Source organism: Exobacillus caeni (assembly GCF_005747095.1).
Taxonomy (GTDB): Bacteria; Bacillota; Bacilli; order Bacillales; family Guptibacillaceae; genus Exobacillus; species Exobacillus caeni.
Genome location: NZ_SWLG01000004.1, coordinates 1 through 26,829, shown reverse-complemented (window position 1 = coordinate 26,829; position 26,829 = coordinate 1). Strand labels below are relative to the sequence as shown.

The 26,829-nt window shown below is 41.2% G+C and carries 32 protein-coding genes and 10 tRNA genes; 4 read left to right on the top strand and 38 right to left on the bottom strand.

The annotated features are described in order from the left end of the window. Window positions 1-48: 48 nt before the first annotated feature. The 11 genes from FCL54_RS05590 to FCL54_RS05540 all read right to left on the bottom strand — a co-directional run bounded on the left by FCL54_RS05590 (window position 49) and on the right by FCL54_RS05540 (window position 6,836). Window positions 49-276 (bottom strand): sulfurtransferase TusA family protein, encoded by a 228-nt coding sequence (locus tag FCL54_RS05590; protein WP_138124072.1) that lies wholly within the window; start codon window positions 274-276, stop codon window positions 49-51. Window positions 277-296: 20 nt separating this feature from the next. Further along, window positions 297-1,430 (bottom strand): MBL fold metallo-hydrolase, encoded by a 1,134-nt coding sequence (locus FCL54_RS05585; RefSeq protein WP_171016696.1) that lies wholly within the window; start codon window positions 1,428-1,430, stop codon window positions 297-299. A gap of 13 nt (window positions 1,431-1,443) precedes the next feature. Further along, window positions 1,444-2,013 (bottom strand): sulfurtransferase TusA family protein, encoded by a 570-nt coding sequence (locus FCL54_RS05580; protein WP_138124068.1) that lies wholly within the window; start codon window positions 2,011-2,013, stop codon window positions 1,444-1,446. Window positions 2,014-2,050: 37 nt separating this feature from the next. Continuing rightward, window positions 2,051-2,533 (bottom strand): DsrE/DsrF/DrsH-like family protein, encoded by a 483-nt coding sequence (locus FCL54_RS05575; RefSeq protein WP_138124066.1) that lies wholly within the window; start codon window positions 2,531-2,533, stop codon window positions 2,051-2,053. Between the two features lie 184 nt (window positions 2,534-2,717). Further along, entirely contained in the window at window positions 2,718-2,978 is a 261-nt protein-coding gene (locus tag FCL54_RS05570; protein ID WP_138124064.1) for a metal-sensitive transcriptional regulator, read from the bottom strand. A gap of 17 nt (window positions 2,979-2,995) precedes the next feature. Beyond that, entirely contained in the window at window positions 2,996-3,391 is a 396-nt protein-coding gene (locus tag FCL54_RS05565) for a rhodanese-like domain-containing protein (protein WP_138124062.1), read from the bottom strand. Between the two features lie 318 nt (window positions 3,392-3,709). Further along, the gene (locus FCL54_RS05560) at window positions 3,710-4,399 is read right to left on the bottom strand and encodes a response regulator transcription factor (protein WP_138124060.1); all 690 of its coding nucleotides are present in this window, start codon (window positions 4,397-4,399) and stop codon (window positions 3,710-3,712) included. A 25-nt stretch (window positions 4,400-4,424) separates the two neighbouring features. Continuing rightward, a complete protein-coding gene (locus FCL54_RS05555; RefSeq protein WP_138124058.1) occupies window positions 4,425-5,048 on the bottom strand; it encodes a redoxin domain-containing protein in 624 nt (207 codons plus the stop codon). 37 nt (window positions 5,049-5,085) lie between these two features. After that, complete coding sequence (locus tag FCL54_RS05550) at window positions 5,086-5,793, bottom strand: cytochrome c biogenesis CcdA family protein (RefSeq protein ID WP_171016695.1); 708 nt, start codon at window positions 5,791-5,793, stop codon at window positions 5,086-5,088. 50 nt (window positions 5,794-5,843) lie between these two features. After that, the gene (locus FCL54_RS05545) at window positions 5,844-6,509 is read right to left on the bottom strand and encodes a hypothetical protein (RefSeq protein WP_138124056.1); all 666 of its coding nucleotides are present in this window, start codon (window positions 6,507-6,509) and stop codon (window positions 5,844-5,846) included. Between the two features lie 66 nt (window positions 6,510-6,575). Beyond that, complete coding sequence (locus tag FCL54_RS05540; protein ID WP_138124054.1) at window positions 6,576-6,836, bottom strand: metal-sensitive transcriptional regulator; 261 nt, start codon at window positions 6,834-6,836, stop codon at window positions 6,576-6,578. Window positions 6,837-7,136: 300 nt separating this feature from the next. Here FCL54_RS05540 and FCL54_RS05535 point away from each other — a divergent pair, with 300 nt between their 5' ends. Next, window positions 7,137-7,325: a hypothetical protein gene (locus FCL54_RS05535; RefSeq protein ID WP_138124052.1), complete on the top strand. Its 189-nt coding sequence runs from the start codon at window positions 7,137-7,139 to the stop codon at window positions 7,323-7,325. Window positions 7,326-7,417: 92 nt separating this feature from the next. On the opposite strand, the gene FCL54_RS05530 is transcribed toward FCL54_RS05535, so the two are convergent. The 11 genes from FCL54_RS05530 to FCL54_RS05480 all read right to left on the bottom strand — a co-directional run bounded on the left by FCL54_RS05530 (window position 7,418) and on the right by FCL54_RS05480 (window position 18,557). Then, on the bottom strand, window positions 7,418-9,160 hold the full coding sequence (locus tag FCL54_RS05530) for a phospho-sugar mutase (RefSeq protein ID WP_138124050.1): 1,743 nt from the start codon (window positions 9,158-9,160) through the stop codon (window positions 7,418-7,420). A 186-nt stretch (window positions 9,161-9,346) separates the two neighbouring features. Continuing rightward, window positions 9,347-10,882, bottom strand: coding sequence for a bifunctional GNAT family N-acetyltransferase/carbon-nitrogen hydrolase family protein (locus FCL54_RS05525; protein ID WP_138124048.1), 1,536 nt, complete (start codon window positions 10,880-10,882; stop codon window positions 9,347-9,349). A 65-nt stretch (window positions 10,883-10,947) separates the two neighbouring features. Beyond that, entirely contained in the window at window positions 10,948-11,337 is a 390-nt protein-coding gene (locus FCL54_RS05520) for a VOC family protein (RefSeq protein ID WP_138124046.1), read from the bottom strand. Window positions 11,338-11,340: 3 nt separating this feature from the next. Then, a complete protein-coding gene (locus FCL54_RS05515) occupies window positions 11,341-12,009 on the bottom strand; it encodes an HAD family hydrolase (protein WP_138124044.1) in 669 nt (222 codons plus the stop codon). 128 nt (window positions 12,010-12,137) lie between these two features. Beyond that, window positions 12,138-12,605: a CBS domain-containing protein gene (locus FCL54_RS05510; protein WP_138124042.1), complete on the bottom strand. Its 468-nt coding sequence runs from the start codon at window positions 12,603-12,605 to the stop codon at window positions 12,138-12,140. A 101-nt stretch (window positions 12,606-12,706) separates the two neighbouring features. Beyond that, the gene (locus FCL54_RS05505; RefSeq protein WP_171016694.1) at window positions 12,707-13,558 is read right to left on the bottom strand and encodes a ComEC/Rec2 family competence protein; all 852 of its coding nucleotides are present in this window, start codon (window positions 13,556-13,558) and stop codon (window positions 12,707-12,709) included. 127 nt (window positions 13,559-13,685) lie between these two features. Next, window positions 13,686-14,858, bottom strand: a complete 1,173-nt coding sequence (gene yhbH / locus FCL54_RS05500; RefSeq protein ID WP_138124038.1) for a sporulation protein YhbH — start codon at window positions 14,856-14,858, stop codon at window positions 13,686-13,688. Between the two features lie 284 nt (window positions 14,859-15,142). Next, window positions 15,143-15,706, bottom strand: a complete 564-nt coding sequence (gene lepB / locus FCL54_RS05495; protein WP_171016693.1) for a signal peptidase I — start codon at window positions 15,704-15,706, stop codon at window positions 15,143-15,145. A gap of 132 nt (window positions 15,707-15,838) precedes the next feature. Then, window positions 15,839-16,075 carry a hypothetical protein gene (locus tag FCL54_RS05490; protein WP_246055147.1) on the bottom strand — a complete coding sequence of 79 codons (237 nt, stop codon included), beginning with the start codon at window positions 16,073-16,075 and terminating at the stop codon, window positions 15,839-15,841. A gap of 103 nt (window positions 16,076-16,178) precedes the next feature. Next, window positions 16,179-18,074, bottom strand: coding sequence for a PrkA family serine protein kinase (locus FCL54_RS05485; RefSeq protein ID WP_138124034.1), 1,896 nt, complete (start codon window positions 18,072-18,074; stop codon window positions 16,179-16,181). Window positions 18,075-18,251: 177 nt separating this feature from the next. After that, entirely contained in the window at window positions 18,252-18,557 is a 306-nt protein-coding gene (locus FCL54_RS05480; RefSeq protein WP_138124032.1) for an antibiotic biosynthesis monooxygenase family protein, read from the bottom strand. A gap of 132 nt (window positions 18,558-18,689) precedes the next feature. Between FCL54_RS05480 and FCL54_RS23825 the strand changes: the two genes are divergently transcribed. Then, entirely contained in the window at window positions 18,690-18,839 is a 150-nt protein-coding gene (locus FCL54_RS23825) for a hypothetical protein (RefSeq protein ID WP_171016692.1), read from the top strand. A 213-nt stretch (window positions 18,840-19,052) separates the two neighbouring features. On the opposite strand, the gene trmL is transcribed toward FCL54_RS23825, so the two are convergent. The 5 genes from trmL to FCL54_RS05455 form a co-directional block, all read right to left on the bottom strand. Beyond that, window positions 19,053-19,526: a tRNA (uridine(34)/cytosine(34)/5-carboxymethylaminomethyluridine(34)-2'-O)-methyltransferase TrmL gene (gene trmL / locus FCL54_RS05475; RefSeq protein ID WP_138124030.1), complete on the bottom strand. Its 474-nt coding sequence runs from the start codon at window positions 19,524-19,526 to the stop codon at window positions 19,053-19,055. A gap of 79 nt (window positions 19,527-19,605) precedes the next feature. Beyond that, entirely contained in the window at window positions 19,606-20,496 is an 891-nt protein-coding gene (locus tag FCL54_RS05470; RefSeq protein ID WP_138124028.1) for an amidase domain-containing protein, read from the bottom strand. A 151-nt stretch (window positions 20,497-20,647) separates the two neighbouring features. Continuing rightward, window positions 20,648-21,187 (bottom strand): methylated-DNA--[protein]-cysteine S-methyltransferase, encoded by a 540-nt coding sequence (locus tag FCL54_RS05465; protein ID WP_138124026.1) that lies wholly within the window; start codon window positions 21,185-21,187, stop codon window positions 20,648-20,650. A 66-nt stretch (window positions 21,188-21,253) separates the two neighbouring features. After that, the gene (gene queG, locus FCL54_RS05460) at window positions 21,254-22,393 is read right to left on the bottom strand and encodes a tRNA epoxyqueuosine(34) reductase QueG (RefSeq protein WP_138124024.1); all 1,140 of its coding nucleotides are present in this window, start codon (window positions 22,391-22,393) and stop codon (window positions 21,254-21,256) included. Window positions 22,394-22,421: 28 nt separating this feature from the next. Further along, on the bottom strand, window positions 22,422-24,131 hold the full coding sequence (locus tag FCL54_RS05455) for an ABC-ATPase domain-containing protein (protein ID WP_138124022.1): 1,710 nt from the start codon (window positions 24,129-24,131) through the stop codon (window positions 22,422-22,424). Between the two features lie 79 nt (window positions 24,132-24,210). Here FCL54_RS05455 and FCL54_RS05450 point away from each other — a divergent pair, with 79 nt between their 5' ends. Together FCL54_RS05450 and yvfG are read left to right on the top strand one after the other, a co-directional pair. Further along, window positions 24,211-24,879, top strand: coding sequence for a B3/B4 domain-containing protein (locus FCL54_RS05450; protein ID WP_138124020.1), 669 nt, complete (start codon window positions 24,211-24,213; stop codon window positions 24,877-24,879). Between the two features lie 242 nt (window positions 24,880-25,121). Further along, window positions 25,122-25,343, top strand: a complete 222-nt coding sequence (yvfG, locus tag FCL54_RS05445; RefSeq protein ID WP_138124018.1) for a protein YvfG — start codon at window positions 25,122-25,124, stop codon at window positions 25,341-25,343. 19 nt (window positions 25,344-25,362) lie between these two features. On the opposite strand, the gene FCL54_RS05440 is transcribed toward yvfG, so the two are convergent. From FCL54_RS05440 to FCL54_RS05390, 11 genes are all read right to left on the bottom strand, one after another. Then, window positions 25,363-25,611: a hypothetical protein gene (locus tag FCL54_RS05440; RefSeq protein ID WP_138124016.1), complete on the bottom strand. Its 249-nt coding sequence runs from the start codon at window positions 25,609-25,611 to the stop codon at window positions 25,363-25,365. Window positions 25,612-25,709: 98 nt separating this feature from the next. Continuing rightward, a tRNA-Leu gene (locus tag FCL54_RS05435) sits at window positions 25,710-25,794 on the bottom strand. Window positions 25,795-25,820: 26 nt separating this feature from the next. After that, a tRNA-Leu gene (locus tag FCL54_RS05430) sits at window positions 25,821-25,910 on the bottom strand. Between the two features lie 25 nt (window positions 25,911-25,935). Beyond that, a tRNA-Cys gene (locus tag FCL54_RS05425) sits at window positions 25,936-26,010 on the bottom strand. Between the two features lie 8 nt (window positions 26,011-26,018). After that, window positions 26,019-26,093, bottom strand: a tRNA-Gly gene (locus tag FCL54_RS05420). 3 nt (window positions 26,094-26,096) lie between these two features. Next, window positions 26,097-26,171, bottom strand: a tRNA-Gln gene (locus FCL54_RS05415). Between the two features lie 37 nt (window positions 26,172-26,208). Then, window positions 26,209-26,284: transfer RNA gene (locus FCL54_RS05410), tRNA-His, on the bottom strand. Between the two features lie 22 nt (window positions 26,285-26,306). Continuing rightward, window positions 26,307-26,380, bottom strand: a tRNA-Trp gene (locus tag FCL54_RS05405). Window positions 26,381-26,413: 33 nt separating this feature from the next. Further along, a tRNA-Tyr gene (locus FCL54_RS05400) sits at window positions 26,414-26,498 on the bottom strand. Window positions 26,499-26,572: 74 nt separating this feature from the next. Beyond that, a tRNA-Thr gene (locus FCL54_RS05395) sits at window positions 26,573-26,648 on the bottom strand. A 5-nt stretch (window positions 26,649-26,653) separates the two neighbouring features. Further along, a tRNA-Phe gene (locus tag FCL54_RS05390) sits at window positions 26,654-26,729 on the bottom strand. Window positions 26,730-26,829: the final 100 nt, after the last annotated feature.

Sequence of the window (26,829 nt, the reverse complement as noted above, 5' to 3'; positions counted from 1 at the left end):
TAAACTAAGTAGTAAAAGGGCATCTCAGGATGCCCTTTTACTAAATGGTCAACCTTTTTTGATATAGAAAGAAAATACGCCGTTTTCTTCTTTAGAATCAACTAGCTCATGGCCACCTGACTTTGCCCAGGCTGTCAGGTCGCTCTTTGCTCCCTTGTCTGTAGCAATTACTTCAAGGATTTGACCGGATTCAATTTCGTCGATTGCTTTTTTAGTTCTAACGATCGGCATTGGACATGCCAATCCTTTAGCGTCTACTGTTTTATTAATATTCATTTAGATTACCTCCTTTAGTTTTAACCGTGAACGGCACAACGATTCGGTCCGATTTCCATTTCACGTTGTTCTTCTTCCTCAGGGTCTATTTTCCCCATATTCGTTTGACGGATTTCTTGATAAGCATTTGGTTGAGGCGGCAGGTTTTCAGATACTGTTTTGTTAAAGCGCTCAGCGTCGCTAATATTTAGCCCCTCATTCTTTTTATACAATTCTCCCAATTCCGCTTTAACTTGCCCGTTTTCCCCAAGCTCAGAAACTTGTGAAAAATGAGCCGGTAACACAATAAGATCCATTGAAAGGTTCTTATATTTACTGTAAAGCGTTTCTCTTAAATCATCTGCCCAGTCTCCCGCTTTTCCAGCAAGGTCCGGACGCCCGATCGATTCAACGAATAGAATATCCCCTGTTAGAAGATAACTGCCGTCAACGATCAACGATGTACTTCCAATCGTATGTCCAGGAGAATAGATCGGTTGTACTTCAACTGTTGTATTGCCAACAACAAAGTTATTTCCCTCTATAAGCTCTTCGTGTTCGAAAGTTACTTCACCAGCATCCTTTGGAGGCAAGTAGTATGCCCCTCCAGTGCTTTCAGCAAGTTTTCTTCCGCCTGAAATATGGTCTGCATGTAAATGTGTATCTACTACATATTTGATCGTTAAATTTTGCTCGGATGCAAACTTTTCATAGACATCAGTCATTCTGGCTGTATCTACTACAAGGGCTTCGCCGTTAGATGCAATCATATAAGACAGGCAGCCTTTACCTATACGAACAAACTGGTAGATGGAACCTCCATCTTTTAAATCGCCTATTTTTACTGGCTCAAGATGTTCACTCCACGCTTTCATCCCACCTGAAAGATATGACACTTGACCGAATCCTGCTTCTACAAGTTGCTCTCCTACAAACTTTGATGAGCCCTCTTTTGCACAAACGACTAATATATTTTCGTCTTTTGGCAACTGGTCCACAATGCCCTCTACCCCATCGATAAGGTCAAAATAGGGTACGTTAATGCTCTTAACAGACTCCCCTTCGATTTTCCAATCTGAAAAATCACTTTCATTTCGAACATCAAGAATAAATAAAGGTTCTTTGTTTATCACTTTTGTTGTGACTTCTTTTGCAGTTAGTGGTTTTAAACTCACGATAATCCTCCTTTTAGTTATTTCCGGTAGTTTCTCCGTCCCATTCGGACATTCCAGGGACAACATTCACCACATTGTTATATCCTTTTTCTGATAAAAGATGTGCTGCCATGTCACTGCGATTTCCAGTACGGCAAACAACATAAATTTGATCATCTTTATTTAACTCAGTGTATCTTTCTTCCATTTCACCAAGCGGAATGGAGATCGCGCCCTTGATTCGATTAAAAGCGAATTCAGCAGGTTCCCTTACATCAAGTACAACGATTCCTTCATTATCCTCTAGCTTTTTCTTCAGCTCATCATTGCTGATTACATGAGGGTACTTTGATTCCTCTTTTGTTTCTTCTGGATTTGACTTTCTAAGATAGTGCTTTAAGACATCTCCTTCTTCAACTGTTCCAAGATACTGATGTCCTGTATTTTTAGCCCAGCCGGCGATATCTGCCTTCGAACCTTTATCTGTTGCCTGCACTTCCAGTACCTGCCCAGCACTTAGTTCGGTCATGGCTTTCTTAGTCTTCACGATCGGCATCGGGCAAGCAAGCCCCTTTGCATCTAATACCTTATCTGTTTTAATCATGTAATAATCCTCCCCTTAAACCTATAATGTTTATTTTTTATATAAACAAATTGACGTTAGCATCGTTGGCATCTCCAAGATAAGCTGCTACACCGCCAAGATCAATACCATCAATTAGTTCTTCTTTTTGAAGTCCAAGTAAATCCATTGTCATTGTACATGCCACCAGTTTAACCCCTTGCTCTTTTGCAAGCTCAACTAGCTGAGGTAGTGACATCGCGTTGTGTTTTTTTATAACATGATCAATCATTTTTGGCCCCAGACCGCCAAAGTTCATTTTTGACAGACCCATTTTTGAAGGACCTTTTGGCATCATTTTTGCAAATGCTTTTTCTAGGAATCCTTTGTTCACCGGGACATGCTCTTCTTTACGCAACGCATTTAGACCCCAGAATGTAAAGAAGATCGTCACATCCTGGTCGTAAGCTGCAGCTCCGTTAGCAATGATAAATGCCGCCATTGCCTTATCCATGTCGCCGCTGAACAGGACGATCGTTGTTTTTTCTCTTTGCTCACTCATTTCTACCTCTCCTTTTCATTTATACATATACCTGTACGGGTATTATTTTTTTCGAAAATAAATAGGGCTTTTTATACCCTATGGTGTATTCTATATCAAAGTGGTATTTTTGTCTAGCCCTTTTTTAATTACAATAAATGGTATCGGGAAGGAAGGCGATCAAGGACTGCCTTCCCTGTTCCCTTTATCTGCTTTTAACAAGAAGGTTAACAGCTTCTTTAATCAAGTCGTCTGTTTCCTCTCCATCTTCCAATTGCTGACGGACACAGGTCTCCAGATTAGAACTAACGACAACTCCGATTGTTCGGTCGAGCGCACTTCGAATAGCGGAGAGTTGAGAGACAACATCTTTACAATCTTTGTCTTCATCCATCATCTTAATGATGCCTCTGACCTGGCCTTCTATTCTTTTTAACCTGTTTTTAACTTTAGCATCGTATTCCATCTCTTTCCCTCCCATTCCTAGCATTCCTGGTGGCAGGGACCTGAATAGTCACGAACTTGTCGATCCATTTTGCCACTCGATGGGTCTTTTATTTCATAATACCCTACTATCTTAAATCCATGCTTCTTTAAAAAGCGCGCACAAAGATTTTTGGAAACAAGATCACATGAAGCCAACACGATTGACTTTGCAGGGATTTCCCCGTAGTGCCGTTTCATATAGGCATATGGCAGGTTGTAAGCTCCATCGAGTGGCATGGAAGCAGCAACATTATAATCTCTTATATCGATAACGGTTAAATGTTTATCCGCTATTTCTTGTAAATTCATCGTTTGGACGCCGTGTAAAGGTAAATACCTTTTATATAGGAAGTAACCAATCGCTACGGCTGCAAAGCTAAAAAGGATACTCAAGCTTCTTTCACCTAACCTTCTTAAAATTAATACCCCTAAGGGTATAATACAACGTTCGGAAAGATTTGTCAACATCGTACAAACAATCTTTTACCATTGGCTACCCATAAGAAAATCCCGGTAAACGTCGCAGAAAATACTTATTGAAGAGCAATAGAATTATATCATGCTTTTTCCCCTCAAGAAATTATTCTGGCTTCTTATTATCAAGGAACCAAAAAGCATACGAAAACGATCCAAAAGAAAAATCCGAACTGATTCGAATTCTGATTTAAGAATTTGAATCATAGTTCGGATTTTCCTTCGGCTAAAATACTCTTAATATGCAAGGAAACGATAGCCCATGCTCCGTACTGTTTCGATCAGAGGGGAGGGTTCTTCTATCGGAATCTTTTCCCTTAAGCTTTTAATATGGACATCGATCGTTCGTTCCGAAACAAATTTTTGCTGCTCAGTATATAACGCCTCAAGCATTTGCTCTCTTGATAAAATTTGATTAGGGTGCCTCATCAGAAAATAAAGCAGTTTAAATTCATGTCTCGTTAAGTCGATGACTTTTCCGTTAACTTTTACTTCGCCCTTTAACGGCTTCAATGTAACACCCCGATACGTAATCTTGTTACAGCGATGGGATGTTCGTCTTAAAACAGTTTCTACCCTTGCTACAACCTCAAGCGGGCTAAAAGGCTTTGTCACATAATCATCAGCACCGATACGCAAACCGTTGATCCGATCTTCTTCCCTGTTTCTTTCAGACACGATGATCATCGGTACCTCATTCTTCAGATCCTGTCGAACCCATCTGCAAATGTCTTCCCCGTTCCCGTCAAAAAGAGTTAGTTCCAGAATAATGAAACACGGATCGTATTTTGAAAAAATATCTCTACCCTCTTGTTCACCTTCAGCCTCCCAAACTTCAAAACCTTCCGTTTCTAATGCTTGTTTAATTTCACTTCGGCTTTTGGTACAACTGTCTATGATTAAGATTGATTTTCCCTTTGTATACACGACCCACGCCCCTTTTTACAACCGGTTATTCTATGCTTTCAGCTAATTTGATCATCATATCTTTACTCATCGGTCCAACGACCTTCTTTTGGATCAGTCCGTTTGAATCGATCCAGTAACTGGTAGGAATCGTAAATGCCTGGTAAGTAGCTCCAATCTCTCCGTTTTCATCATAGGGGATTGGAAACGTCAATCCGTAATCTTTTGCAAATTGCTGCACGTTACCTTTATTGCTTTCCGCGCTTGTAAGATTAACGGCAACAACTTCTACCTGTTCCTTGTTTTCTGTATAAAAGTCCTGCATATGAGGCATCTCTGCTTTACATGGCGGACACCAGCTGGCCCAAAAGTTTAAGAGAACCTTCTTTCCTTCTAGATCAGAAAGCTTTAACGTATCTCCCTTTAAAGTGGTAAGTTGAAAATCAGGGGCTTTGTTTCCTTCCTGTATGCCTGTTTCCACTTCTCCCGATCCAGCTGTTTCTTGGGAAGCTTCTTGAGAATCTTCCTCTGGATTCGATTGCTCGTCACTCACTTTTGTTTCATCTTCTGTTTTAATCATACCATCTTCTTTATTACCACCAGTGAAGTCATATACACCATATAATACAAGCGCGGCCAGAACAACTATTCCGATAATATTTTTTTTCATTTCGCTTTCTCCTTTCAAGCAAGAGAATCATTAATCACTAGTATGATAATATTGCGAGCCATGCACTGATTTTTTGCATCGTGCCCGTAAATAAAAGGATTCCCATAATAATAAACAGATACCCGCTTACCTTTGATATCACAGGCATAAAGCGATTTAACTGCTTTGTTATTTTAAGAGAATAGGTGATCAGATAAGCCAGGACTAAAAATGGGACCCCTAATCCGATCGAATAAACAGCAAGCATCAACACTCCGTTGTAGACTGTATCGGAGGAACCTGCTAATAAAAGGATCGATGACAGTGCCAGTCCGACACATGGCGTCCAACCAGTTCCAAATGCCAGCCCTACAACAAACGACCTTAGAGTTCCCTTTGGCTTCTGGTTATTTGTCTTCCACTGCTTTCCCTGGTTAAGCAGCTTTATACTAATGAACCCAGCCATTTGAAGACCGAATACAACAATCAAAAATCCGCTTATCTTCTCGACCAACTCCCTGTAATTAGCAAAAAACTGGCCAAGAAAGCTTGCAGAAGCACCCATCACGACAAAAATTAAGCTGAACCCAAAAATAAAGCTGATCGCCCGTACCATCAGTGTGCTTCGATTGACCTCCATTTTCCCACCTGCAAAAGATGCACCTGTTAAGTTGGCTACATATGCAGGGATCAACGGGAAAATACATGGTGAAAAAAACGATAAAAGCCCTGCTGCGAAGGCAAACCAGATTGATATGTTTTCCAATTCGCTCCCTCCTAATAGTTCCAGTCTATCCAGCCATTGTTAAGAATCGATTAAGAAGGGCCTTTTTTTGAAGAACTGTTACCAAACAAGAACAACAGTGCAACTGCCGCCAACCCTATAAAAGTCCATTGATAGGCGGTAAACAAGCCTTCGTCTGCATGTTTATTTTCTAAATAAGAAAGGAGCACCTGCCAGATACTGAACCATAAAGCATATTGGAATGCAGCCTGCATGTCGATCTTCATCCTTATAAGCCAGAACAAATAAGCAAAAAGCCCAGCTATATTCAAGATATCTACCACATTTGCAGCAGAGAAATAAATGGCCTCAAGGATATGATATACAAGCATTACGCCCGACATGCCAACTAATCCAGCATAAAGGACAGTTACTGATCGAAAATTCTTTCTGCCTTTTAAAATGATATAGCCTATTGAAATAAGAACACCGAGAGCCAATCCCCAATCTCCACCAGTAAAATAAAGCAATGAAAGCGGGCTTTTTATTACGAGTTGGGGTTCAAACACAATCAAGCTTAGCTTCCATATGACAACAAATATAATTGCTCCATTAATATATAAATCCGTGACCTGTTTTTCCTCTGGCACTTTTTTTCTTAAGGTTAAAAACATAATCAAAATACCAGCAAAAATAGCAACAATGCTTTGAATAATCGTAACAGGTAACGTAACACTCCCAATTTGTATAACGTCCATGCTCCACCTCCATACCTTATAGGGTATAAGAAAATCACAAAAAATAGCAACCTCCGGTAAAGGTTTTTAACGACTCTTTACCAGAAGTTGAACGGCTTCTTTGACGACATCATCAGTAGACTCGCCTTTTTCCACCTGATTCCGAATACATTCTTCAAGATTAGTGCCTACGATGAGGCCAATAGTACGGTCAATCGCCGTCCTGGTAGCCGACAACTGCGTGATCACATCTTTACAATCCTTCTCATCCTCCAGCATCTTTAAAATACCTCTTATCTGCCCCTCAACCCTCTTCAACCGATTCTTCATCTGAGGAGTATATTCCATCTCTATCTTCCTTTCTGATATAATTATTTGTTATTTCTAAAATAAGGTACCACATAGCAACACCTCTTTGCTCTCCCTAAAATAATAGATTATCAAATCTATTTTTGCAGGAGCGTAGCGACAAGGCTCTTTATAGGCGCAGCTGCGTCACGCCGTTTGTTCGTAGAATTTTCGAACTTCCTGTCAAATATTCTGTCACAAAAGAAGTATCACTTGCACTATCCTTTTCATATATTGTAAAATAAAATGTAATTTAAAGATAGAAAAAAAGGTTCTAATTATTAAAAGGAGGCAGGCCTTTTGAACTTATCCGAGGATGAGAAGAGGTTGTCCAAGATTTATCGTAAGATCGTTACATCTTCTGAATACAAAGCTGGCCAAATCATCGAAAAGCTAGACCATGAGACAAAAGACAAAGTGATTAAATTAATTCGCTTAAACAAATCAGGCTTCGAAAAAAGTATTACGAAAGAAAGCTATCATCAATGATCTTATAAGAATCAAGCAAAAACCACATATCTTAAATCATTACACCCCGTCCTTTTGGAACGGGGTGTTTTTTGTTCGTTTTTCAGTTTGAGTTATTTGGAAATAACGCTGTTGATTTTCCCCATCACATCTGCCTTCACCTTTTTAAGCAACTCCTGGCTTTCAGACAGGCTGTCCGCATTAACGCCAAAATAAAATTTCACTTTTGGTTCTGTACCCGATGGACGGAGGCAAAACCATGAACCATCTTCAAGAGTATATTTCAACACATTAGAAACTGGAAGCTCGATTTCTTCCGTCTTATTTGTCTTTGGAAATACTCGCTTGCTTGTTTTATAATCTTCATTGACTGTAACCTTTTGTCCTGCTACCTCTTCAGGGGGATCTTCACGGAACTTTCTAAGTAAAGCCTCGATCTGCTCTGCTCCCTGTTTACCCTTTAATGTCAGTGATTCAAGCGTTTCTTGATAAAATCCGTACTTTTCAAATACATCCATTAACCCCTGGTACATCGTCATCCCTTTTGACTTATAATAAGCGGCAACTTCGGCGGCCAGCAAGCATGCTTGAACAGCATCTTTATCCCTGGCAAAGTCACCGATTAAGTAGCCGTAACTTTCTTCATAACCGAAAAGAAACGTATGCTTTCCAGACTCTTCATATTGTTTTATCTTTTCACCGATAAATTTGAAGCCCGTTAGAGTATCAACACAGCTGAGTCCGTTTTGCTCTGCAATGACACGGCCTATTTCCGATGTAACGATTGTTTTTAAAACAACACCATTGGCTGGAAGTGTTCCGTTATCTTTCTTCTGGGTGATTAAATAGTCTAAAAGAAGCGCTCCGGTCTGGTTTCCTGTTAACACTACGTATTCGCCATCATCATTTTTGACGGCTACACCGACTCTGTCTGCATCCGGATCAGTAGCAAGCAAAATATCTGCATCTTGCTTCTGACCGTACTCTATTGCCAGTTTAAAAGCAGCGTGTTCCTCCGGATTAGGTGAGGAAACAGTGGAAAATTCGGGATCTGGCTTTTCCTGTTCCGCAACAACCGTTACATTTTCGAATCCATATGCTGCAAGTCCGTCCCGTACCGGGACATTAGCTGTTCCATGAAGAGGAGTGAAAACAATTTTAAGTTCTTCACCCATCTTTTCGAGAAGTTCCTTATTTACCCGGAGTGATTTTAACTTTTCAAGATATGCTTCATCTAGCTCTTTGCCGATGATTTTAAGCAATCCTGCTTCTTTCGTTTCTTTTTCAGGCGCAACATCTATCGTAAGTTCATTTTGAATTTCGTTTACCATTGAGATCACTTCTCCCGCTTCTTTTGGGGGAAGCTGTCCGCCATCTGAACCATATACCTTATATCCGTTATATTCCGGTGGATTATGGCTTGCTGTAATGACGATTCCGGAAAAAGCTTTTAAATACCTTACAGCAAAAGACAGTTCGGGTGTCGGGCGCAAACCGTCGAATACATAGGTTTGAATTTTATGGTTGGCAAGCGTCAATGCTGCTTCCAGAGCAAACTCGGGTGATTTATGACGGGAATCATAAGCAATAACGACTCCTCTTTTTTTCGCTTCTTCTCCATATTGCTCAATATAACGAGCAAGCCCTTCAGAAGCCTTTCTGATCGTATAACGGTTCATACGGTTGGTGCCGGGGCCTATTTCGCCTCGCATGCCTCCCGTGCCGAATTCAAGGTTCTTGTAAAAGCTATCTTCCATTGCACGTTCGTTCCCCGCAAGATCTTCCAGCTGCTGTCTAAGCTCCTGGTCAAGTTCTTCGGCTTTCATCCATCGTTGATAGTGTTCTCTCCAGTCCATGGGATCCTCCTCAGCTGTTATGTATTTAGTCGTTAACAAATTCTCGCTTTAACAGGAAAATTCCTGTTAGAAATTTGCAAATTGCTTTCATTCATATGTAATGATAGTACGAAACGGTATTGCTGCCAACTTAAAAAGAAAATATGGCCAACAATCTGCATGTTGTTGGCCGAAATACCGAGTATCTTACTTTTTATAGTTAATTTCATAAAGGTCTTTTCTTCGGTCTTTCAACTGTCGAACGGTACCGCCCTGACGCTGTCTTCTAAGGATCTCAAGATCAACATCCCCAACAACGACGGTTTCGATGTTAGGGTTACACTCACCGACGATCCCGTCTCTAGCAAACGCAAAGTCAGAAGGGGCGAAAATCCCGGACTGTGCATATTGGACGTCCATGTTTTCAACCTGTGAGAGGTTACCTACTGTACCTGCGATCACAGTGTAAACTTGATTTTCAACAGCTCTAGCCTGCGCACAGTACCGTACCCTTAAATAACCCTGGCGGTCATCGGTACAAAACGGTGTAAAGATTATATTTGCTCCTTTGTCCGTTGCGATTCTCGCCAGCTCAGGAAATTCGATATCATAACAGATCTGGATTGCGATCTTTCCGCAATCTGTATCGAAAACACCAATTCCTTCTCCTTCATGAATTCCCCACCACTTACGCTCGTTCGGGGTAACGTGGATTTTATACTGCTGTTCAATCGTCCCATCACGTCGGAATAAGTATGCGATGTTATAGATATTTTCATTTTCAAGCACAAAATGGGAGCCGCCGATCACATTGACGTTATACTTAACCGCCAGCTCCGTAAAAAGCTTGATGTAGTCTTCTGTATAATCTGTTAATCTGCGGATTGCCTTGCTTGGAATCTTTTCATCCATAAAAGACATTAGCTGAGTTGTGAAAATTTCCGGAAACACGCAGAAATCAGAGCCAAAGTCCGCCGCCACATCCACATAGTATTCCACCTGGTTCGCAAATTCCTGGAAGGATTCGATCTTCTTCATAGCGTATTGAACAGCGCAAATTCTTACCGGGAAAGATGTTCTGAATCTACGTCTTGTTTTAGCCCTGTAGTCGACGTTGTTCCATTCCATCAGTGTGGCATACTGTTGTGATGCATCATCATCAGGGAGGTAGTTTGGATTTATCCGCATCAACGTGAAACCATTTTTCATCTGGAAGGTAAGGACAGGATCATAGATGTTATGATACTCTACTTCTTCCACATATTCCTTCGGCGACATCTCGTCTGCATGTTTGTGATAGTTCGGTATTCTTCCTCCGATTATAATGCTCTTCAGATTAAGCTGGCGAGCAAGTTCTTTTCTCGCGTTATACAGCCGCCTTCCTATATTCATCCTTCTAAACTCCGGATGGACCATCACTTCGATCCCATACAGATTGTAACCATCCGGGTTGTGATTGGTGATATATCCTTCATCGGTAATGTCATCCCATGTATGATCATCATCATATTCATCAAAGTTAATGATCAAGCTGGAGCATGATCCGATTATCTCCCCTTCATATTCCACACAGAACTGGCCTTCAGGAAAGATTTCAAGGTGGCTCTCCAAATGCTCCCTTTTCCAGGGATCCATATTAGGAAAGCACTTCTTTTGCAATTCTAAAATGGACTCAATATCCTCTTCCTTGATATTGCGCACTTCTATTTTTTTCTCAAATTTTGAAACATCCACTTCTGACATCTAACATACCTCCATCTATGATCGTTGCTTAACTTTACCCTTCCCCCTGATGTTCTATGCCCTTTTCAAACCCACACTTCCATACGTGACTTTAAAGTACCGGTATGGAGCTCCAGCTGAGTGCCATCGGGATCCAAAAAGTTAAACGTCATTCCCTGGCCTCTTTTCACTGGCATTCTGGCAACAGTTACTTTCCTGGCTATCAGCTTATTAACAGCGTCTTCAAAGTTCTCTTCCTCTATATAAAACGCAACATGGTCAACCCCTGCCTGGTTCTCAGTTCTTTTTAAAATATCCGATTCAACCAGGCATATCCATGCCGTTCCCCATTCCAGATATGCATCTCTCCTGCCTTTATGGACAACCTTCATTTCAAGGCAATCCTGGTAAAACTGCAAGGAACGGTTTAAATCGCTGACACGGATCGTAACATGGCTAAAACCTTTGACCTTCACTTTTTATTCCCCTTGCTTTTGAACTTTTTCAATTAAAAGATGCAACTCCAATTCTGCCATCGTTTCCATCCTGTGGTCCACTTCATCAAAGACAAGGTCTTTTGTTACAGAGTTGGGGATAACCACACAATACATACCCGCACGTTTTGCAGCGAGTGCACCATTCGCAGAATCTTCAAATGCGAGAGCCTCTTCTGGACTTACCCCGAGGCACTCTGCCGCTTTTAAATAGAGGGCCGGATCGGGTTTTACATTTTCAACATCATCGGCTGTTTTAATGCACTCAAAATATTCAGCTATCCCAAGAAAATTTAAATGCCTCGATACCCAATCATAATGTGAACTTGAAGCAAGGCCGATCTTTAATCCCGCTTCTCTCGCAGCTTTCAAATAATCTTCTACGCCTGGAAGCGCCTTTTCTTCTTTTAGCAACTCATTAACCCGCTCTGATTTTCTTGATCGTAGTTCTTCTCTATTAACTGTTTGGCCGATTTGTTCTTCAAGATAAGCGAACGGATCAAAAAAAGAAGCATGCGTTCCGATACACTTCCCCCATACCTCGAGAGGAAGCTCTGCTCCGTATTCTTCAAACAGTTCCACCATTGCTTTATATTCCTGAGTCTCCGTATCAAAGATCAAACCGTCAAAGTCAAAGACGAGCGCTTTAATCATTATGTATCATCACCTTTTCAGTTATCTTTTTCTAATTATAAATGTTCTCTTATATTCTAGGTTATATGGTATACATTTGCATAGTGCAAGGAAAAAGCATCCAGAGAGGATGCTTTTCCACTGCTATGTTATTGAAATTGTCCCTGTCCAGGTGTACCATTTTGCCCTTGCTGCGGCTCAGATGGAACAGAGATGCTAGAAAGAGCTTGACCTGCTTCTTGCTGCTGCGGGGTTTTAGTAGCCAGATCTCCAAGTGCCACATAACCGACAAGCTGGTTGTTTTGAACAACTGGAAGGCGGCGGATTTGATTTTGTGCCATAAGTGCTGCAGCCTGGTCAGTGGTCATATCAGGTGTAGCAGAAACAACATTAGAAGTCATACATTGAGATACCGTCGTTTTCCCGTCTCCACCAGATGCTGTTGCGCGAAGGGTGATATCACGGTCAGTAACAATACCTCTCAACTGCCCATTTTCAACAACCGGCAAAGAACCAATGTTATATTGGCTCATTAAAGCGGCTGCTTCCTGGATCGATTGTGTTGGCGAAATGGAAACTACCTGGCTTGCCATAACATTTTGTAAGTTGTTTTGCATCGTATATTCCCCCAAAAAATTATTAGAAAAGCAAGAAATGCCTGCCCTTCATCATTATTTTTGCCTTAACTGCAAATATTATTTTTCCTATTTTTGCGTTCTCATGGTTTTAACTGACTGGTGAATGAAATTGCTTTCCCGTTACTTTTTGCAATAATCGATCCGATCTGGTCTGTGCGATACATCGGGATCCTTCTCTGGTTGACTCTCTGGAGCACTTCATTATCAGGATAATGATATGGATTGTCTTTACCAACTGACACAACTGCATAATCCGGGTTGACCTTTTTCAAAAAACTGCTGGAAGTCGCCGTATTTGCACCGTGGTGTCCAATTTTCAACACATCCGCCTGAATATCTTTATGCTTTCTTAATAACTGCCTCTCGACCGCGAATCCCGCATCTGCCATTAATAAGAATTTATTTTTATGATGGGTAACTTTTATAACCGCACTGTAATCATTTAATAAATGATATTTGCTCTTATCGGGGGACAATATGTGGACGGAAATTCCAGGAGCAAGCGAGAACCGCTTTCCTTCTTTAGCCTGCTCTATGTGAAGCCCTTTTTGGGTTGCTGCTTTTATGAGGTCGCTATAAAACTTTGTGTCGTGTGAGACTTCGGGCATCAATAGCTTTCCTATCGTGAAAGATTTAATAATCGAATCCATTCCTCCGATATGGTCATGGTGGGGATGTGTGGCGATTAAATAATCAAGTCGGGTTATCCCTCTTTTTTTTAAATATGCCGTTACCCTTTTTCCATCCTGGTTATCTCCGGCATCTATTAGCATCGTTCTTCCGTTTAATGTTTGGACCAGTATACTGTCTGCTTGTCCAACATCTATAAAATGGATGAATAACGATTCCTCATGATTTCCATTCACGTTTTCAAAAGGGACTAATAACATAAAAATGAAGGTGCTTAGGAAGATCATTTTATTTAGATTCATTTCTGACACCTCCAACATGAGATTTACTACTAGTATGAAAAGATAGTCCTCTTTTCATTATTGGTTTCATCAAAGGATATGGTTCCAATTTAAGGAAAAGAAAAGAGGCTTCTTCAAAAGAAGCCTCTTAGACGAGCGCTTTTTCTTCCGATTTACGGAAAAAGCTCCTCATCGCATGGTATACGTCTTTCTTTTCCTTCAAAATATAATACCTGAATTTCTCGTCTTTGATGTTTTTATAGGCACTCATTAATGTAGAATGTCTGTTATAAGCATTAACTTCACCGTAACCGAACATGTTAGAGACCGACATGATTTCATTCACTAATTTCACACAGCGCGGATTATCTGATGTTAAATTATCTCCATCTGAGAAATGGAACGGATAGATGTTATACCTTGATGGAGAATACTTCTGTTCGATCAACTCTAATGCCTGCCTGTATGCTGAAGAACAAATGGTTCCTCCGCTTTCACCTTTTGAAAAAAAATCGTCTTCAGAGACGACTTTCGCTTCAGTATGGTGGGCGATAAACTCAATTTCAACCGTTTCGTATTTAGAGCGAAGGAAGCGAGTCATCCAGAAAAAGAAGCTTCGGGCCATATACTTTTCCCATTTTCCCATACTACCGCTCGTATCCATCATGGCAAGAACAACCGCCTTGGATTCTCGCTTTGTTTTTTCATTCCATGTTTTAAATCGTAAGTCATCCTGGTAGATCGGCGAGATTCCAGGTCTTCCTTCGATCGCGTTTCGTTTGATCGCACTGAGTATGGTACGCTTTTTATCAACATTTCCCATCAGTCCGGTTTTACGTATGTCATCAAACTCGATCTTCTTCTGAACAATTTCAGCGGATTCTTTTTCTTTCAAATTAGGTAATGCAAGTTCCCTAAAAAGCACATCCTCAAGTTCTAACAGTGATACTTCTGCTTCATAATAATCTTCACCGGGCTGGTCTCCTGCTCCCTGCCCTTTCCCAGGTCCTGCTTGAGCATCTCCTGAACCGTCGCGAGCAATGACATCCCCCACCTGGCTGTCTCCATCTCCCTGACCGACGTGCTTAGATTTATCATAATTGTATCGTATTTTATATTCATCCAAAGAACGGATTGGAATTTTGATTACATCACGTCCGTTAGATAATATAATGCTTTCTTCGCTTATCAGATCAGGCAGGTTATTTTTAATTGCTTCCTGGACTTTTTCTGCATGTCGTTGTTGATCTTGATAACCTTTTCGATGGAGGGACCAATTCTCCTGAGAGACGACAAAATTGTTCGAGTTTCTGTCTTTCATCCTTTCCCCTCCTTTAAGAAAGTACAATTTTGATTTTTTTCCATAGACGAAGTTGCAAAGAGTATACTTTATCCTATGCAAAAACAAGCGATAATTGACAATTAATTCTGACAAATCAATAGGATCTGTGTTTTGTTATCCTATGCCAGAATAGTAAAAAAAGAACGGCTATAGCTGATTTCCAAACCGCTACTACTGCCCTTTTATAAACATGGACACCCATATTTCTTAAACAATAAAGAAAAAGGGACTGACACTTTGCTTTTAAGTCAGTCCCTTAGATTCTACTGGTTGCTGCGAAAGCTAACATCGATCTCTTCAAGAGGCCAATAGCGAAGGTTAACTTTTCCAACCACTTTATCCATTTCTACAAATCCGATATGCCTGCTGTCATAGCTGTGCAGACGGTTATCACCGAGAAGGAAAAGATGGCCCTCCGGCACTACCTTTCTTCCCGTTTTTTCTTCAAGGGTAAAGTTCTCAGTAAGGTTTCCGTTAAGAACCTGCTTTTTGTAACGTTCTAAATAAGGTTCTTCAACCGCCTTTCCGTTAATATAAAGAACATCATCCCGGTACTCGATGGTATCTCCAGGTAATCCGATCACGCGTTTGATATAATCTTCTTCTTCATTTGCATGAAAAACAATAAGGTCGAAGCGGTCCGGATTTCCAACGTTATAACCGATTTTATTTATAATTAAACGATTGCCGTCTTGAATAGTCGGCATCATAGACTCACCATGAACGATATAATTTGTAAATAAGAACTCACGAATAACAACCGCAAGAATAACTGCAATTGAAAATGCCTTTATCCAATCCCAGACAGGATTACGATTTGTTTCCATTTTTAGCCTCTTTTCCATTTGTATTACTAATAATCTACCATCCCAATCGCATTACGGCAAGATTTTGAGCGGGTTATTGTGTAAAAGTTTTATGAAAAAAGTGATTAAACAAACGTTTGATTAAATTACGTATCAAATAATTTTTGGCTCTTTTCGTATACTTTGTTGCTTTTGAAGCTGCAAAGTTGAGATGAACTGCGACGCAATTGCAGCATTGATTTCCACTCCGGGCAGTTCGCTTTCCGCGGGCAACGCTTCAGTTTCCTCGTCAGCAAAGAACGCTTCCTGCGGGATCTTCAGCTGTTGCTTTTCCCGCAGGACAAGGAAGGCTTCGGCAGCGTTACATCGCAGTTTATGACTTCTATGCAAAAACAATAATCTTCTAGAAATAAGCCTAACTTTTTTATTCATTGTATCCGATTCAGCAAAAAAGCATGCCCGTGAAGGCATGCTTTTTTAAATTTCTTTTTTGTTATCTGTTAAGCAAGCTTCCTACGTACCGTAGCAGTTCGTTGGCGGAGACGGAGTTGTAGCCGTACTCATCGATCAAGCGTGCGATCACTTCATTTATTTTCTTGAGCTGGCTTTCATCAGGTGTCTTGGAAGAGGTTGTTATTTTTACAACATCTTTCAAGTCGGCGAATAGCTTCTTCTGAATCGCTTCTCTTAAGCGCTCATGTGAATTATAGTCAAACTTCTTCCCTTTTCTCGCATAAGCAGAGATACGGATCAAAATTTCTTCGCGGAACGCTTTTTTCGCATTTTCTGATATGCCGATTTGCTCTTCGATAGAGCGCATCAGCTTTTCGTCAGGGCTCATTTCTTCACCGGTGAGCGGGTCGCGCAGCTTATTTTTATTACAATAAGCTTCGACGTTATCCAGGTAGTTATCCATCAGTGTTTTAGCTGATTCCTCATAGGAATAGACGAACGCTTTTTGGACTTCCTTCTTGGCGATGTCATCGTATTCTTTTCTTGCGATCGAAATAAAGTTTAAGTATTTTTCCTTATCTTCTTTAGAGATAGAAGGGTGTGCGTCAAGGCCGTCTTTTAATGACCGTAACACATCGAGTGCATTGATGGACGGCACTTCTTTTCGGATTATCGTGGAGGAAATTCGGTTGATTACATAACGCGGGTCAATTCCGCTCATTCCTTCGTCCGGGAATTCCTTTCTCAACTCATCCACGTCAACCTGATTAAACCCTTCTACGCTTTCACCGTCATAGAGGCGCATCTTTTTCACCGGGTCGATCCCCTGCTTCTTAGACTCCTTCAGCCTCGTTAAGATCGAGAAGATGGCAGCAACCCTTAATGCATGCGGTGCAATATGGACATGGGCCATATCACTCTCACTGATCATCTTCTCGTAAATTCTTTCTTCTTCACTCACTTTCAAGTTATAAGGGATAGGCATCACAATAATTCTGGAGTGAAGAGCTTCATTCTTTTTATTCGATATAAACGAGCGGTATTCCGCTTCGTTCGTATGAGCTACAATAAGTTCATCTGCGGATATCAGCGCAAACCTTCCTGCTTTAAAGTTTCCTTCCTGGGTGAGGGATAAAAGGTGCCAGAGGAACTTCTCATCACACTTCAACATCTCCTGGAACTCCATCATACCTCTGTTAGCTTTGTTTAACTCTCCGTCAAACCGATAAGCTCTGGGATCGGATTCAGAACCGTATTCTGCTATGGTGGAGAAATCGATGCTTCCGGTAAGGTCGGCGATATCCTGAGATTTCGGATCAGAAGGACTGAATGTTCCAATCCCTACACGTTTGTCTTCCTTAAAGAAAATACGCTCAACAATAACATCCTCAATATGGCCGCCGTATTCTTTCTCCAGGCGCATCATGTTTAAAGGTGACAGGCTTCCTTCTACTCTAATTCCGTATTCTTCATAAAAGTCATCCCGCAGATGATGAGGAATTAAATGCAGAGGATCTTCATGCATCGGACATCCCTTAATGGCATATACTGCACCGGCATCTGTATGCGAGTATACTTCCAGTCCACGTTTTAACATTGTCACAAGCGTGGACTTACCGCCGCTGACAGGTCCCATCAACAACAGGATTCTTTTACGAACGTCCAGGCGTTTGGCTGCCGGATGAAAATATTCCTCTACGAGCTTTTCGATTGCATCTTCAAGTCCGAATAGCTGCCTCGAGAAAAACTTATACTCCTTTTTCCCGTTAACTTGTTCGATACCGGCATCTTTAACCATATTATAAACGCGTGAATGAGCTGATTGCGCCACTTCAGGACGTTCTTTTAAGATCTCCAGATAATCCGCGAAAGTACCTTCCCATTTCAACCTGTTCTCGTGCTCACGATTGTACTGGATTTTTCTTAAGATATCCATATGTGCCCCCTCCAAGTTGGATTCATCCATATTAATACATATTATGCCGGGATGTCCTTTATAATTCGGGGTCTGACCCCAAAATTTTTGTGGATAACTCTTAAGCCGGGGTCATGCCCTCTATATTACCTATGAAAAAACCGGAGTGAATATGTTTATTCACTCCGGTTGGATGGCCTATGTATGGTAGACCACTGTGTATTCATTTAGTTCATTTCCTGAAGCTGGGGATTTCTCTTTGGATTCTCTTTTTTCTTTGTGGGCATTTTTAAATGCATCAGAGTTCACCCAATTCTCATATGCTTCTTTTGACTCCCACTTTGTGAAAACGACCAGTTTGCCGTTTTCATCTACGTTATCTAAAAATAAAAATTCAAGGCAACCCTCTACGTTTTTCATATTTTCGGAACTTTTGCCAAAGCGCTCTTTCATAACGCCTTTCGCTTCTTTAGGGACTTTCAGTTCATTCATCACAACATACATTGTACAATAAGCCTCCTTTTATATTCGTTCTACTTCCATATTAAATAATTCAAACGATAATTCCAAGTAAGTTGTGACAAACTATCTTAAAATTGTTGTTTTTCATTCACAGATAATGGGATATAGTTTATAATGAAGGATAGACTTGGACATAATTTACCTGAGGAGGATGAAACGATGGGTTTCCTTGGAATACTAGTTGTAACACTTTCTTTCTTAGCTGCAATTTTCACTGCAGGATATAACGATAGACCCGGCACAACTAAAAAAGGCAACAGATAAAATAGAAAAGCGGAGAGCGCCGCTCAGCGACGTATAGACTGGACTGAACCTCTGGAGATAAAGGAAACACGGTAAGCTTGCGAACCGATGTTGACTTATCGTACAGAGGTGAGGGAAGTCTCACTAGTCGCTGGCGCTCATAGCCAGACATCTCAGCCTTTCATACTTTCTTATAGCACAATAAAAGAACGCCTTCTGGCGTTCTTTTTTACATTATTTCATGCCCGGATAGCCCTGCTGCCTTAACGCTTCATAAACCATGATCGCAGCGGTATTCGATAAGTTTAACGCACGTACTTGATCCGTCATCGGCAGACGCAGGCAGTGGTCTTTATTTGATTCAATCACTTCATCTGGCAGACCGTTCGTTTCTCTTCCGAAGACAAAGAAGTAATCTTTCTCAAGGTCCTCAAAACGAAAGTCTGTATGTGTATTCTCACCAAATTTCGTTATAAAAAAGAACTCTCCGTCCGCAAACTTGCCGAACAATTCATCAAGTGAGTCATAATAATGAACGTCTACATACTGCCAATAGTCCAATCCGGCTCTCTTCAACATTTTATCATCCGTAGAAAATCCCAGTGGACGTATCAAATGCAAACGGGTATTGGTTGCAGCACATGTCCTTGCGATATTGCCAGTGTTTGCCGGAATCTCTGGCTGGAATAAAACAACATTCAATGCCATCTCTTTCACCTCCATTAAAACATTACTTATTATAGCACTTTTTTCCGCGCCCTATAAGATGGAAGTGATCGAGAATAAGTTAACCCTCTATTTGAAAGAATTTATACTTGATTTCCGGAGTCCAGGCCGTAGAATCTTCGTATGCCCAATACCTCATCCTGCTGTTTGTTGTATGAGCGTTCACGAGCGGCATCCCCTTTCCATCATGATCGACGACAATAGTTGAATGCTGCCAGTGCCCATCTCCGTCAAAATCATAGCAAACAACGTCACCCGGCTGCAGTTCTCCCGGCGTTTGTACTTCCTTGCCTTTTAGGCCAACCGTGGAACCGCTCAAGTGCCACCTGAAAGCATGTGCCACACTCCAAGAATAGCTCCAGTTGTTATTCTGGAACCACCACCCTCTTGATCTGCCCGGATATCCCCTCATCGGCGCTCCGCCCGCTCTTAAACACTGCGAAATATAATTCGTACAGTCTACATCGAAACTCTTGTAAGCCGGATTATAATCATTCCACCATCGTTCTGCATATTTTACCGCCGCAAGCCTGTTATATGAAAAACCAAATTCTTTATTAGCTTTTTGCCTCTCTTCATCTTCTATTGTTGGTTTACCAGAATCTCTTTCAATAGAAACACCTTCATCAGAAATAAGCTCATCTTCCCTAAAAACAGCTTTTCGATGTTCTACCCTTTCCTCCTGGTAAATCTTATTGTCTTGCTTTACAAGAAACTTATGCCAGAGCATGTAGTCGATAATATTCCGCTCTTCTATTTGGAAGTGGCTGACCGTTTGGCTGTGAATATTCCCTCTGATAATGGAAGCCTTTCGTTCTCGTAGCTGGTTTTTCAGGCGATGATGCGCTTCTTCCTCGTTTGAATCAAGCAGACCACGAAAATCACCTCGATTTATTAGCCACTTGTACCGTTCCTCCCAATAGGATTGCAGCTTTTGACTATATTCCATCATATGCCTCCCCTTTTTCCTGGTAACATACTTCCCCTATCCATATGTATGATAAAACAAGAAGGCATCATGACGATTTTTCTTATCCCTTTCATGGAATTGAAAACCTGAAACAAAAAAGGGACTGAACTAAATGTCAGTCCCTGTCCTTTATTTAAGATGAAGCAATATTAACGTTCTTTTCCCTTTCCAGGTGCAATAAAAATTCTTTCTTATCAATACCCCCACCATAACCTACTAATGCTCCGTTGCTTCCAATCACCCGATGGCACGGAATAATTAAAGGTACAGGATTTTTGTTGTTAGCACTTCCGATCGCCCGTACTGCTTTAGGTGCGCCTATTTTCTTTGCAATGTCCTTATAGCTGCATGTATCGCCATAATTGATCGATTGCAGGCTCTCCCATACTTTCTTCTGAAAAGGTGTACCATGTAAATCCAGCGGAATACTAAACTCATACCGCTGTCCTGTGAAGTATTCGTTCAATTGTTGTTTAATTGGTTCTAATAGTGCATCGTTTTGTACTAGTTCGTATTTAATGTGCTGTTTTTTTAACCATGCTTCCATACTTGCTGCTACATTTTCTATCGTTCCGAATTCGATCTTGCATACGCCTACTTCGCTGGAGAAAACTGTTATCGGACCAATCGGAGTATCCATCTCCGTGTAATAAATAAACAATCGCTTTTCCATATTACCCCTTCTTTAGTAGACATTTTAATTAAGTTTACTGAACAATAGTGGGTTTGACCATCATCATTAAGCCTCATTTTCAAGCATTTTAAGGCCTTTATCGATCTCAGCTTGAACTTCTTCATCATTTTCTCGCTTTTTCGCCAATTTCAATGCAAATCCTGCTCTTTCTCCACCGATCTTGCCAAGAGCCCATGCAGAAGTCCCCCGAATAACAGGTCTTGGGTCCTGTTCTACCAGATCAATTAAATCATCAACTGCTGATTGGTCCTTATAGTGTGCAAGAGCGAGAATAGCATTTCTCTGTATTGGCTTTTTCCCGCGCCATGACCCTGCGATAGGCCCAAATTTTTCTTTAAACTCCCGGTTGCTTATTTTTAATAACGGAACCAGTTTTGGTTTAACTACTTCTGGATCTGGTTCCATTTCAGGATGATTGTGAAAATCAACGCGTTTATTTTTAGGACATACAAGCTGGCATGTATCACAGCCATAAAGGCGATTGCCAAGCTTTGCCCGATATTCATCCTTTAAAAAGCCCTTTGTTTGCGTCAGGAATGCAATGCATTTGTTTGCATTGAGCTGTCCCCCCTGCTCTAATGCACCGGTCGGGCAAGCATCAACACACAAATTACAGTCCCCGCATCCATCTTCTATCGGTGTATCCGGTTCTATTAAAATATTCGTTATGAGTTCTCCTAAATAAACGTATGATCCAAATTCAGGTGTAATGGTCATCGTGTTCTTTCCACTCCAGCCTATGCCTGCTCTTTCAGCAACAGCACGGTCGGATAACGCTCCTGTGTCTACCATTGAGCTTACTTTCGCTTCGGGTACTTTCGATAAAAGAAAGGCTTCCAGTTTCCTTAGCCGGTCTCTTAAAACATCGTGGTAATCGGTTCCCCAGGAAGCTCTTGCGAATAATCCCCTTCTCTCTTTTTTCGTGCTTTGAGGCGGATTCTTCATTTTGGAAGGATAGGCCAGAGCAACGGCAATAATCGTTTTTGCCCCCGGTAAAAGCAGTTCAGGATTCGTTCTCTTTTCAATATCTGATTCTTCAAATCCGGACTGGTACCCTAACTCTTGCTGAGTTTTAAGCCTTTCCTTTAATTCATCAAAAGGATCGGCGGAAGCAAAACCGATTTTATCAATGCCTATTGATTTACTATATGCAATGATTTCTTGTTTTAATTGTGCTCCTGTCACCTTAAATCCCTCCTTTCTGTTTTCTTCTCTATTTTTCTATTCTTAACGTTCGCAAACGGTTCAGCGCAGCCATAATTTCAAGAAATCTTGGGCGGGCTAAATCACCGGGATGCTGGTTTTTATAAACTGTAAAAGAAGCCAGTCCTTCATCATCGAGTATCTTCTCGACCTTTTGCATCAATTCTTTTAAGGATAACCCATCATTTAATAAATTGTCTCGTTCCATTCCATGCAATATTTCTGCTATTGCTCTCGTCTGGCTCGAATCCACCAGCTGTTCAACATATTGCAATGAAATTTCCGCTTTTCCATATAGGATGGTATCCAACCCTTTAGCTGCAACTTTTGACTTTCTTCCTTTTAAGCTATCAAGGCTCTCGGTTAACGGGACACGCTCTGAGAGGTCTCCAAAGTGCTTTCCGCCTTCCTGTTTCCTGTGTGACTTAGCTTGATGCGAGATTTCCTTAGCTTTTTCGGTCACATTATAAGGAAGGTAGTTCTCCATCATTATCACACAATCCGCCGTCTCAAAATAGTCTCCCGATCCTCCCATAACAAGCACAGTAGAAACGCCTAAGTCGTCATAAAGCTGTCTTACCTTATCAACAAACGGAGTGATCGGTTCCTTTTCTTTTGAGACAAGTGTTTGCATCCGTTCATCTCTAATCATAAAGTTGGTTGCGCTGGTGTCTTCGTCTATTAACAGACAGCTTGTCCCAACTTCAAGGGACTCCAAAATATTTGCAGCCTGGGACGTACTTCCACTTGCATTTTCAGTCGAAAATGCTTTCGTATCTTTACCGTATGGAAGGTTTTGAATAAAGGGTGAAATGTTTACACGGGTGACTTGCCTTCCGTCTTCTGCCCTTATTTTCATCGCGTTACTATCTGTGATAACGTACTCCCGCCCATCCCCCATTATATGATCATAAACTCCATGCTCTATGGCTTTCAATAGTGTACTTTTTCCATGGTAACCTCCACCAACAATCAGGGTGATTCCCCGTCGGATGGCCATCCCTTTTATAGGGTCGGTTTGATGGGGAATACGGATCGATATTTCCAGTTCTTTTGGTGCATTAAAAGGAATCGCTTTATTTGCATCCAACGGCTTAGAACTGATCCCGCTTTCCCTCGGAAGAATCGCGCCATTCGCTATAAAAGCAACCATTCCGTTTTCCTTTAAAAAACTCCGAATATAAGTCTGCTGGTCATTTAACTTCAAAACTTCTTCAGCTCTCTGTTCATTTATAGAAAAAACAGAGTGATTTAAAACATCAGCTAATTGGTCGACAAGCATTTTAGATGCCTGCTTGCCGAGCACCGTCCTTCCTCTAGCGGGCAGTCCAACAGAAAGGCAAACAGTAATACTTTTAAATGTAACTTCTACAGCCGTTCTCTCTAGAACTTCCTGCCCTGGAGTATCAATGGAAACCAACCCGCTTTTCCCTGTTCCGTGAGCTTTTTTCTCATTCTTGGAGATCGCTTCTGCAACAAGACGGGTCAAATGGTCTTCGATGGCTACTTTCCTTCTCTTATTAGAGAAAGAATCCTCATTTACGTTTGTAGATTTTCGAGGGATGATGAGTCTTATCTTTGAGGGAGTTGCAAACGGGTCTCCCTGAACATGGTCTATCGCTAAAGTATAGTCTAGAAACTCATACTTTCCCTTCAGGTCTTTATATGCTTTATATCCTTTTCCATCTATACGATTCAAAATTTCCTTTAATTTCTTCAAAACGGCATTCTCCTTTTATTTACTCTTCTTATGTTAAGATTGTCTCAGTAGATGACTAAATGTATTGGAGGAAACTATTTTGCCTGAAATAACGATTTCTTCTGCCATAAAAAAAGAACTTCCCGACTTTAAGATCGGTGTTGTCCTCTATCATAATATCGCTGTCAGTGAATCTCCGCAAATGTTGAAAGGGAGAACCCGATTTTATCAAGAAAACTTAAAGATCGACCTTGAAAAAGTATCTTTTAATACGATTAATGAAATCAAGGAAACAAGGGATTTATTCAAAAGGCTTGGCGTCGATCCTTCAAAGTATCGCCCTTCATCAGAAGCGTTATTTCGAAGGATTAAAAAAGGAAACAATATTCCTTCCGTTCATTCCGCCGCTGATTTAAATAACCTTTTTTCTCTGCAATATCGAATTCCTGTTGGTATTTATGATTTAGATAAAATTGTGGGTCCTGTAACAATTCGAATGGGTGAGGAAAACGAGGTATACGATGCTATAAACGGCCGGTCCACGAACCTTAAAGGAAAGCTTATCTCAGCAGACCAAAACGGCCCTTTCGGTAGCCCGATCGTTGATTCCAGACAAACTGCTGTTACGGAGCAAACCAAAAATGCCCTGCAAATCTTTTACCTGACCCCCTCCTTAAAGGAAGCGGATGGGGTGAAACTTATTCAATCGGCAGCCAGCATGTTTCACCAAATTCATGGCGGTGAAAACAAAACATTACTCATCACATGAATTCATTAAAAAACGCAATGCTTCGTTAGCTTAACGAAACACTGCGTTGGGTAACAGAGTTATGAATTTCGAGGAAATTCTACAAAATTCATGTTGTTGATAGAATAACACATGCTTTAACAAAACTTCAACCCTTTTTTACATTTTTAAAAGAACTTTTTAACATATTTTCCTTCAAGCCTTTTTCCCTTATACTAATGATTGGAAAGCATGAACAAGTAAACTTGAGAGGAGCATTTTCTATGCAGCAATTTTCAGTCCCTTTTTTTGAAGAGAATTTTCGCCAGTTCATCAACAAAAATAACGATGTCTTTTCAAAAATCGAAGCAATGAACAGTTATTACAGATCAGTCGTATCTTCACTGATCTATGATAACTTAAACAAAAACTCTGAAGTGGTAAGGCGTCTTCGTAATCTTGATACCGCCTATCAAAACGTTAAGAATGATTCGGATAATGAATAAACCCTTCTTTCTTTGGGGTTTATTTTTTATTTTCCTTAATAGAAAAGAGTATATCTGACAAGTCTTTATGCAATTTATATGTTAATTCATTCTGAGTATGCAATATTTTTAGATTTTCTCCAAATCCGATAAATAGCAAACCGGAGATAAATCCTCCAGCAAGGACAATCCCAGGAAACGGCAAAATGAAGGCTCCTATAATCCCTCCGATTAATTGCAGGACACCAGCTAAATATAGAATTACTGCAACCGGGTTTTTTCTCAACAAGGATCACGCTCCTCTTTACGGTACCTTTGTCGTATAGTTCCCATATAAACAAAAAGAAAAACGGCTTCCGCATCTGCAGAAGCCGTTGGTGTTATGTATGGTACCGGTGGCCGGGGTCGAACCGGCACTCCGTGAGGAACACGATTTTGAGTCGTGCGCGTCTGCCAATTCCGCCACACCGGCATAACACAAGAGTCTATGAAATTAGATGGTGCCGGAGGCCGGACTCGAACCGGCACGGAGGTACACCCTCCGCAGGATTTTAAGTCCTGTGCGTCTGCCAATTCCGCCACTCCGGCAGGACTTATAATTAAATTATATTATTGGAGGCGGCACCCGGATTTGAACCGGGGAATAAGGGTTTTGCAGACCCGTGCCTTACCACTTGGCTATGCCGCCAATAAAAATGGAGCGGAAGACGGGATTCGAACCCGCGACCCCCACCTTGGCAAGGTGGTGTTCTACCACTGAACTACTTCCGCAAATGGCTGGGCTAGCTGGATTCGAACCAACGCATGACGGAGTCAAAGTCCGTTGCCTTACCGCTTGGCTATAGCCCAATAGATTTAGTAATTTTTTAATTCGACATATATTAAATGGGGCGGCTGATGGGAATCGAACCCACGAATGCCGGAACCACAATCCGGTGCGTTAACCACTTCGCCACAACCGCCATCATATCATTATATAAAAATTGGCAGGGGCAGTAGGAATCGAACCCACACTGGAGGTTTTGGAGACCTCTGTTCTACCGTTAAACTATGCCCCTACATGTAAAATTGTGATTGATCTTTAATTTAAATGGTGGAGGGGGACGGATTCGAACCGCCGAACCCTGAGGGAGCGGATTTACAGTCCGCCGCGTTTAGCCACTTCGCTACCCCTCCAAACTGACAATTACCATTGTAATATAGAATCTTATACAAAGCAATGGAAAGTTATATCCTTAAAAACAATAAAATGGTGCCGGCCAGAGGACTTGAACCCCCAACCTACTGATTACAAGTCAGTTGCTCTACCAATTGAGCTAGACCGGCATAAGTGGTGGCTCGAGACGGAATCGAACCGCCGACACGAGGATTTTCAGTCCTCTGCTCTACCGACTGAGCTATCGAGCCATGTTTATATAGGTGACCATCATTTTATGCTGTGCTGATACCCTCTGTGCCTTCCTCTACTAGCTTATGCTATCGAAGCAGGCTGTGTCGGAACAACTCA

What these genes read in the sequence shown, in the direction of transcription:
- FCL54_RS05590 (WP_138124072.1), bottom strand. Translation starts at nt 276, where the DNA reads ATGAATATTAATAAAACAGTAGACGCTAAAGGATTGGCATGTCCAATG.
- FCL54_RS05580 (WP_138124068.1), bottom strand. Translation starts at nt 2,013, where the DNA reads ATGATTAAAACAGATAAGGTATTAGATGCAAAGGGGCTTGCTTGCCCG.
- FCL54_RS05575 (WP_138124066.1), bottom strand. Translation starts at nt 2,533, where the DNA reads ATGAGTGAGCAAAGAGAAAAAACAACGATCGTCCTGTTCAGCGGCGAC.
- FCL54_RS05570 (WP_138124064.1), bottom strand. Translation starts at nt 2,978, where the DNA reads ATGGAATACGATGCTAAAGTTAAAAACAGGTTAAAAAGAATAGAAGGC.
- FCL54_RS05555 (WP_138124058.1), bottom strand. Translation starts at nt 5,048, where the DNA reads ATGAAAAAAAATATTATCGGAATAGTTGTTCTGGCCGCGCTTGTATTA.
- FCL54_RS05545 (WP_138124056.1), bottom strand. Translation starts at nt 6,509, where the DNA reads ATGGACGTTATACAAATTGGGAGTGTTACGTTACCTGTTACGATTATT.
- FCL54_RS05540 (WP_138124054.1), bottom strand. Translation starts at nt 6,836, where the DNA reads ATGGAATATACTCCTCAGATGAAGAATCGGTTGAAGAGGGTTGAGGGG.
- FCL54_RS05530 (WP_138124050.1), bottom strand. Translation starts at nt 9,160, where the DNA reads ATGGACTGGAGAGAACACTATCAACGATGGATGAAAGCCGAAGAACTT.
- FCL54_RS05525 (WP_138124048.1), bottom strand. Translation starts at nt 10,882, where the DNA reads ATGTCAGAAGTGGATGTTTCAAAATTTGAGAAAAAAATAGAAGTGCGC.
- FCL54_RS05515 (WP_138124044.1), bottom strand. Translation starts at nt 12,009, where the DNA reads ATGATTAAAGCGCTCGTCTTTGACTTTGACGGTTTGATCTTTGATACG.
- FCL54_RS05510 (WP_138124042.1), bottom strand. Translation starts at nt 12,605, where the DNA reads ATGCAAAACAACTTACAAAATGTTATGGCAAGCCAGGTAGTTTCCATT.
- FCL54_RS05505 (WP_171016694.1), bottom strand. Translation starts at nt 13,558, where the DNA reads ATGAATCTAAATAAAATGATCTTCCTAAGCACCTTCATTTTTATGTTA.
- yhbH (WP_138124038.1), bottom strand. Translation starts at nt 14,858, where the DNA reads ATGAAAGACAGAAACTCGAACAATTTTGTCGTCTCTCAGGAGAATTGG.
- lepB (WP_171016693.1), bottom strand. Translation starts at nt 15,706, where the DNA reads ATGGAAACAAATCGTAATCCTGTCTGGGATTGGATAAAGGCATTTTCA.
- FCL54_RS05485 (WP_138124034.1), bottom strand. Translation starts at nt 18,074, where the DNA reads ATGGATATCTTAAGAAAAATCCAGTACAATCGTGAGCACGAGAACAGG.
- FCL54_RS05480 (WP_138124032.1), bottom strand. Translation starts at nt 18,557, where the DNA reads ATGTATGTTGTGATGAATGAACTGAAAGTCCCTAAAGAAGCGAAAGGC.
- FCL54_RS23825 (WP_171016692.1), top strand. Translation starts at nt 18,690, where the DNA reads ATGAAGGATAGACTTGGACATAATTTACCTGAGGAGGATGAAACGATG.
- trmL (WP_138124030.1), bottom strand. Translation starts at nt 19,526, where the DNA reads ATGGCATTGAATGTTGTTTTATTCCAGCCAGAGATTCCGGCAAACACT.
- FCL54_RS05470 (WP_138124028.1), bottom strand. Translation starts at nt 20,496, where the DNA reads ATGATGGAATATAGTCAAAAGCTGCAATCCTATTGGGAGGAACGGTAC.
- FCL54_RS05465 (WP_138124026.1), bottom strand. Translation starts at nt 21,187, where the DNA reads ATGGAAAAGCGATTGTTTATTTATTACACGGAGATGGATACTCCGATT.
- yvfG (WP_138124018.1), top strand. Translation starts at nt 25,122, where the DNA reads ATGCAGCAATTTTCAGTCCCTTTTTTTGAAGAGAATTTTCGCCAGTTC.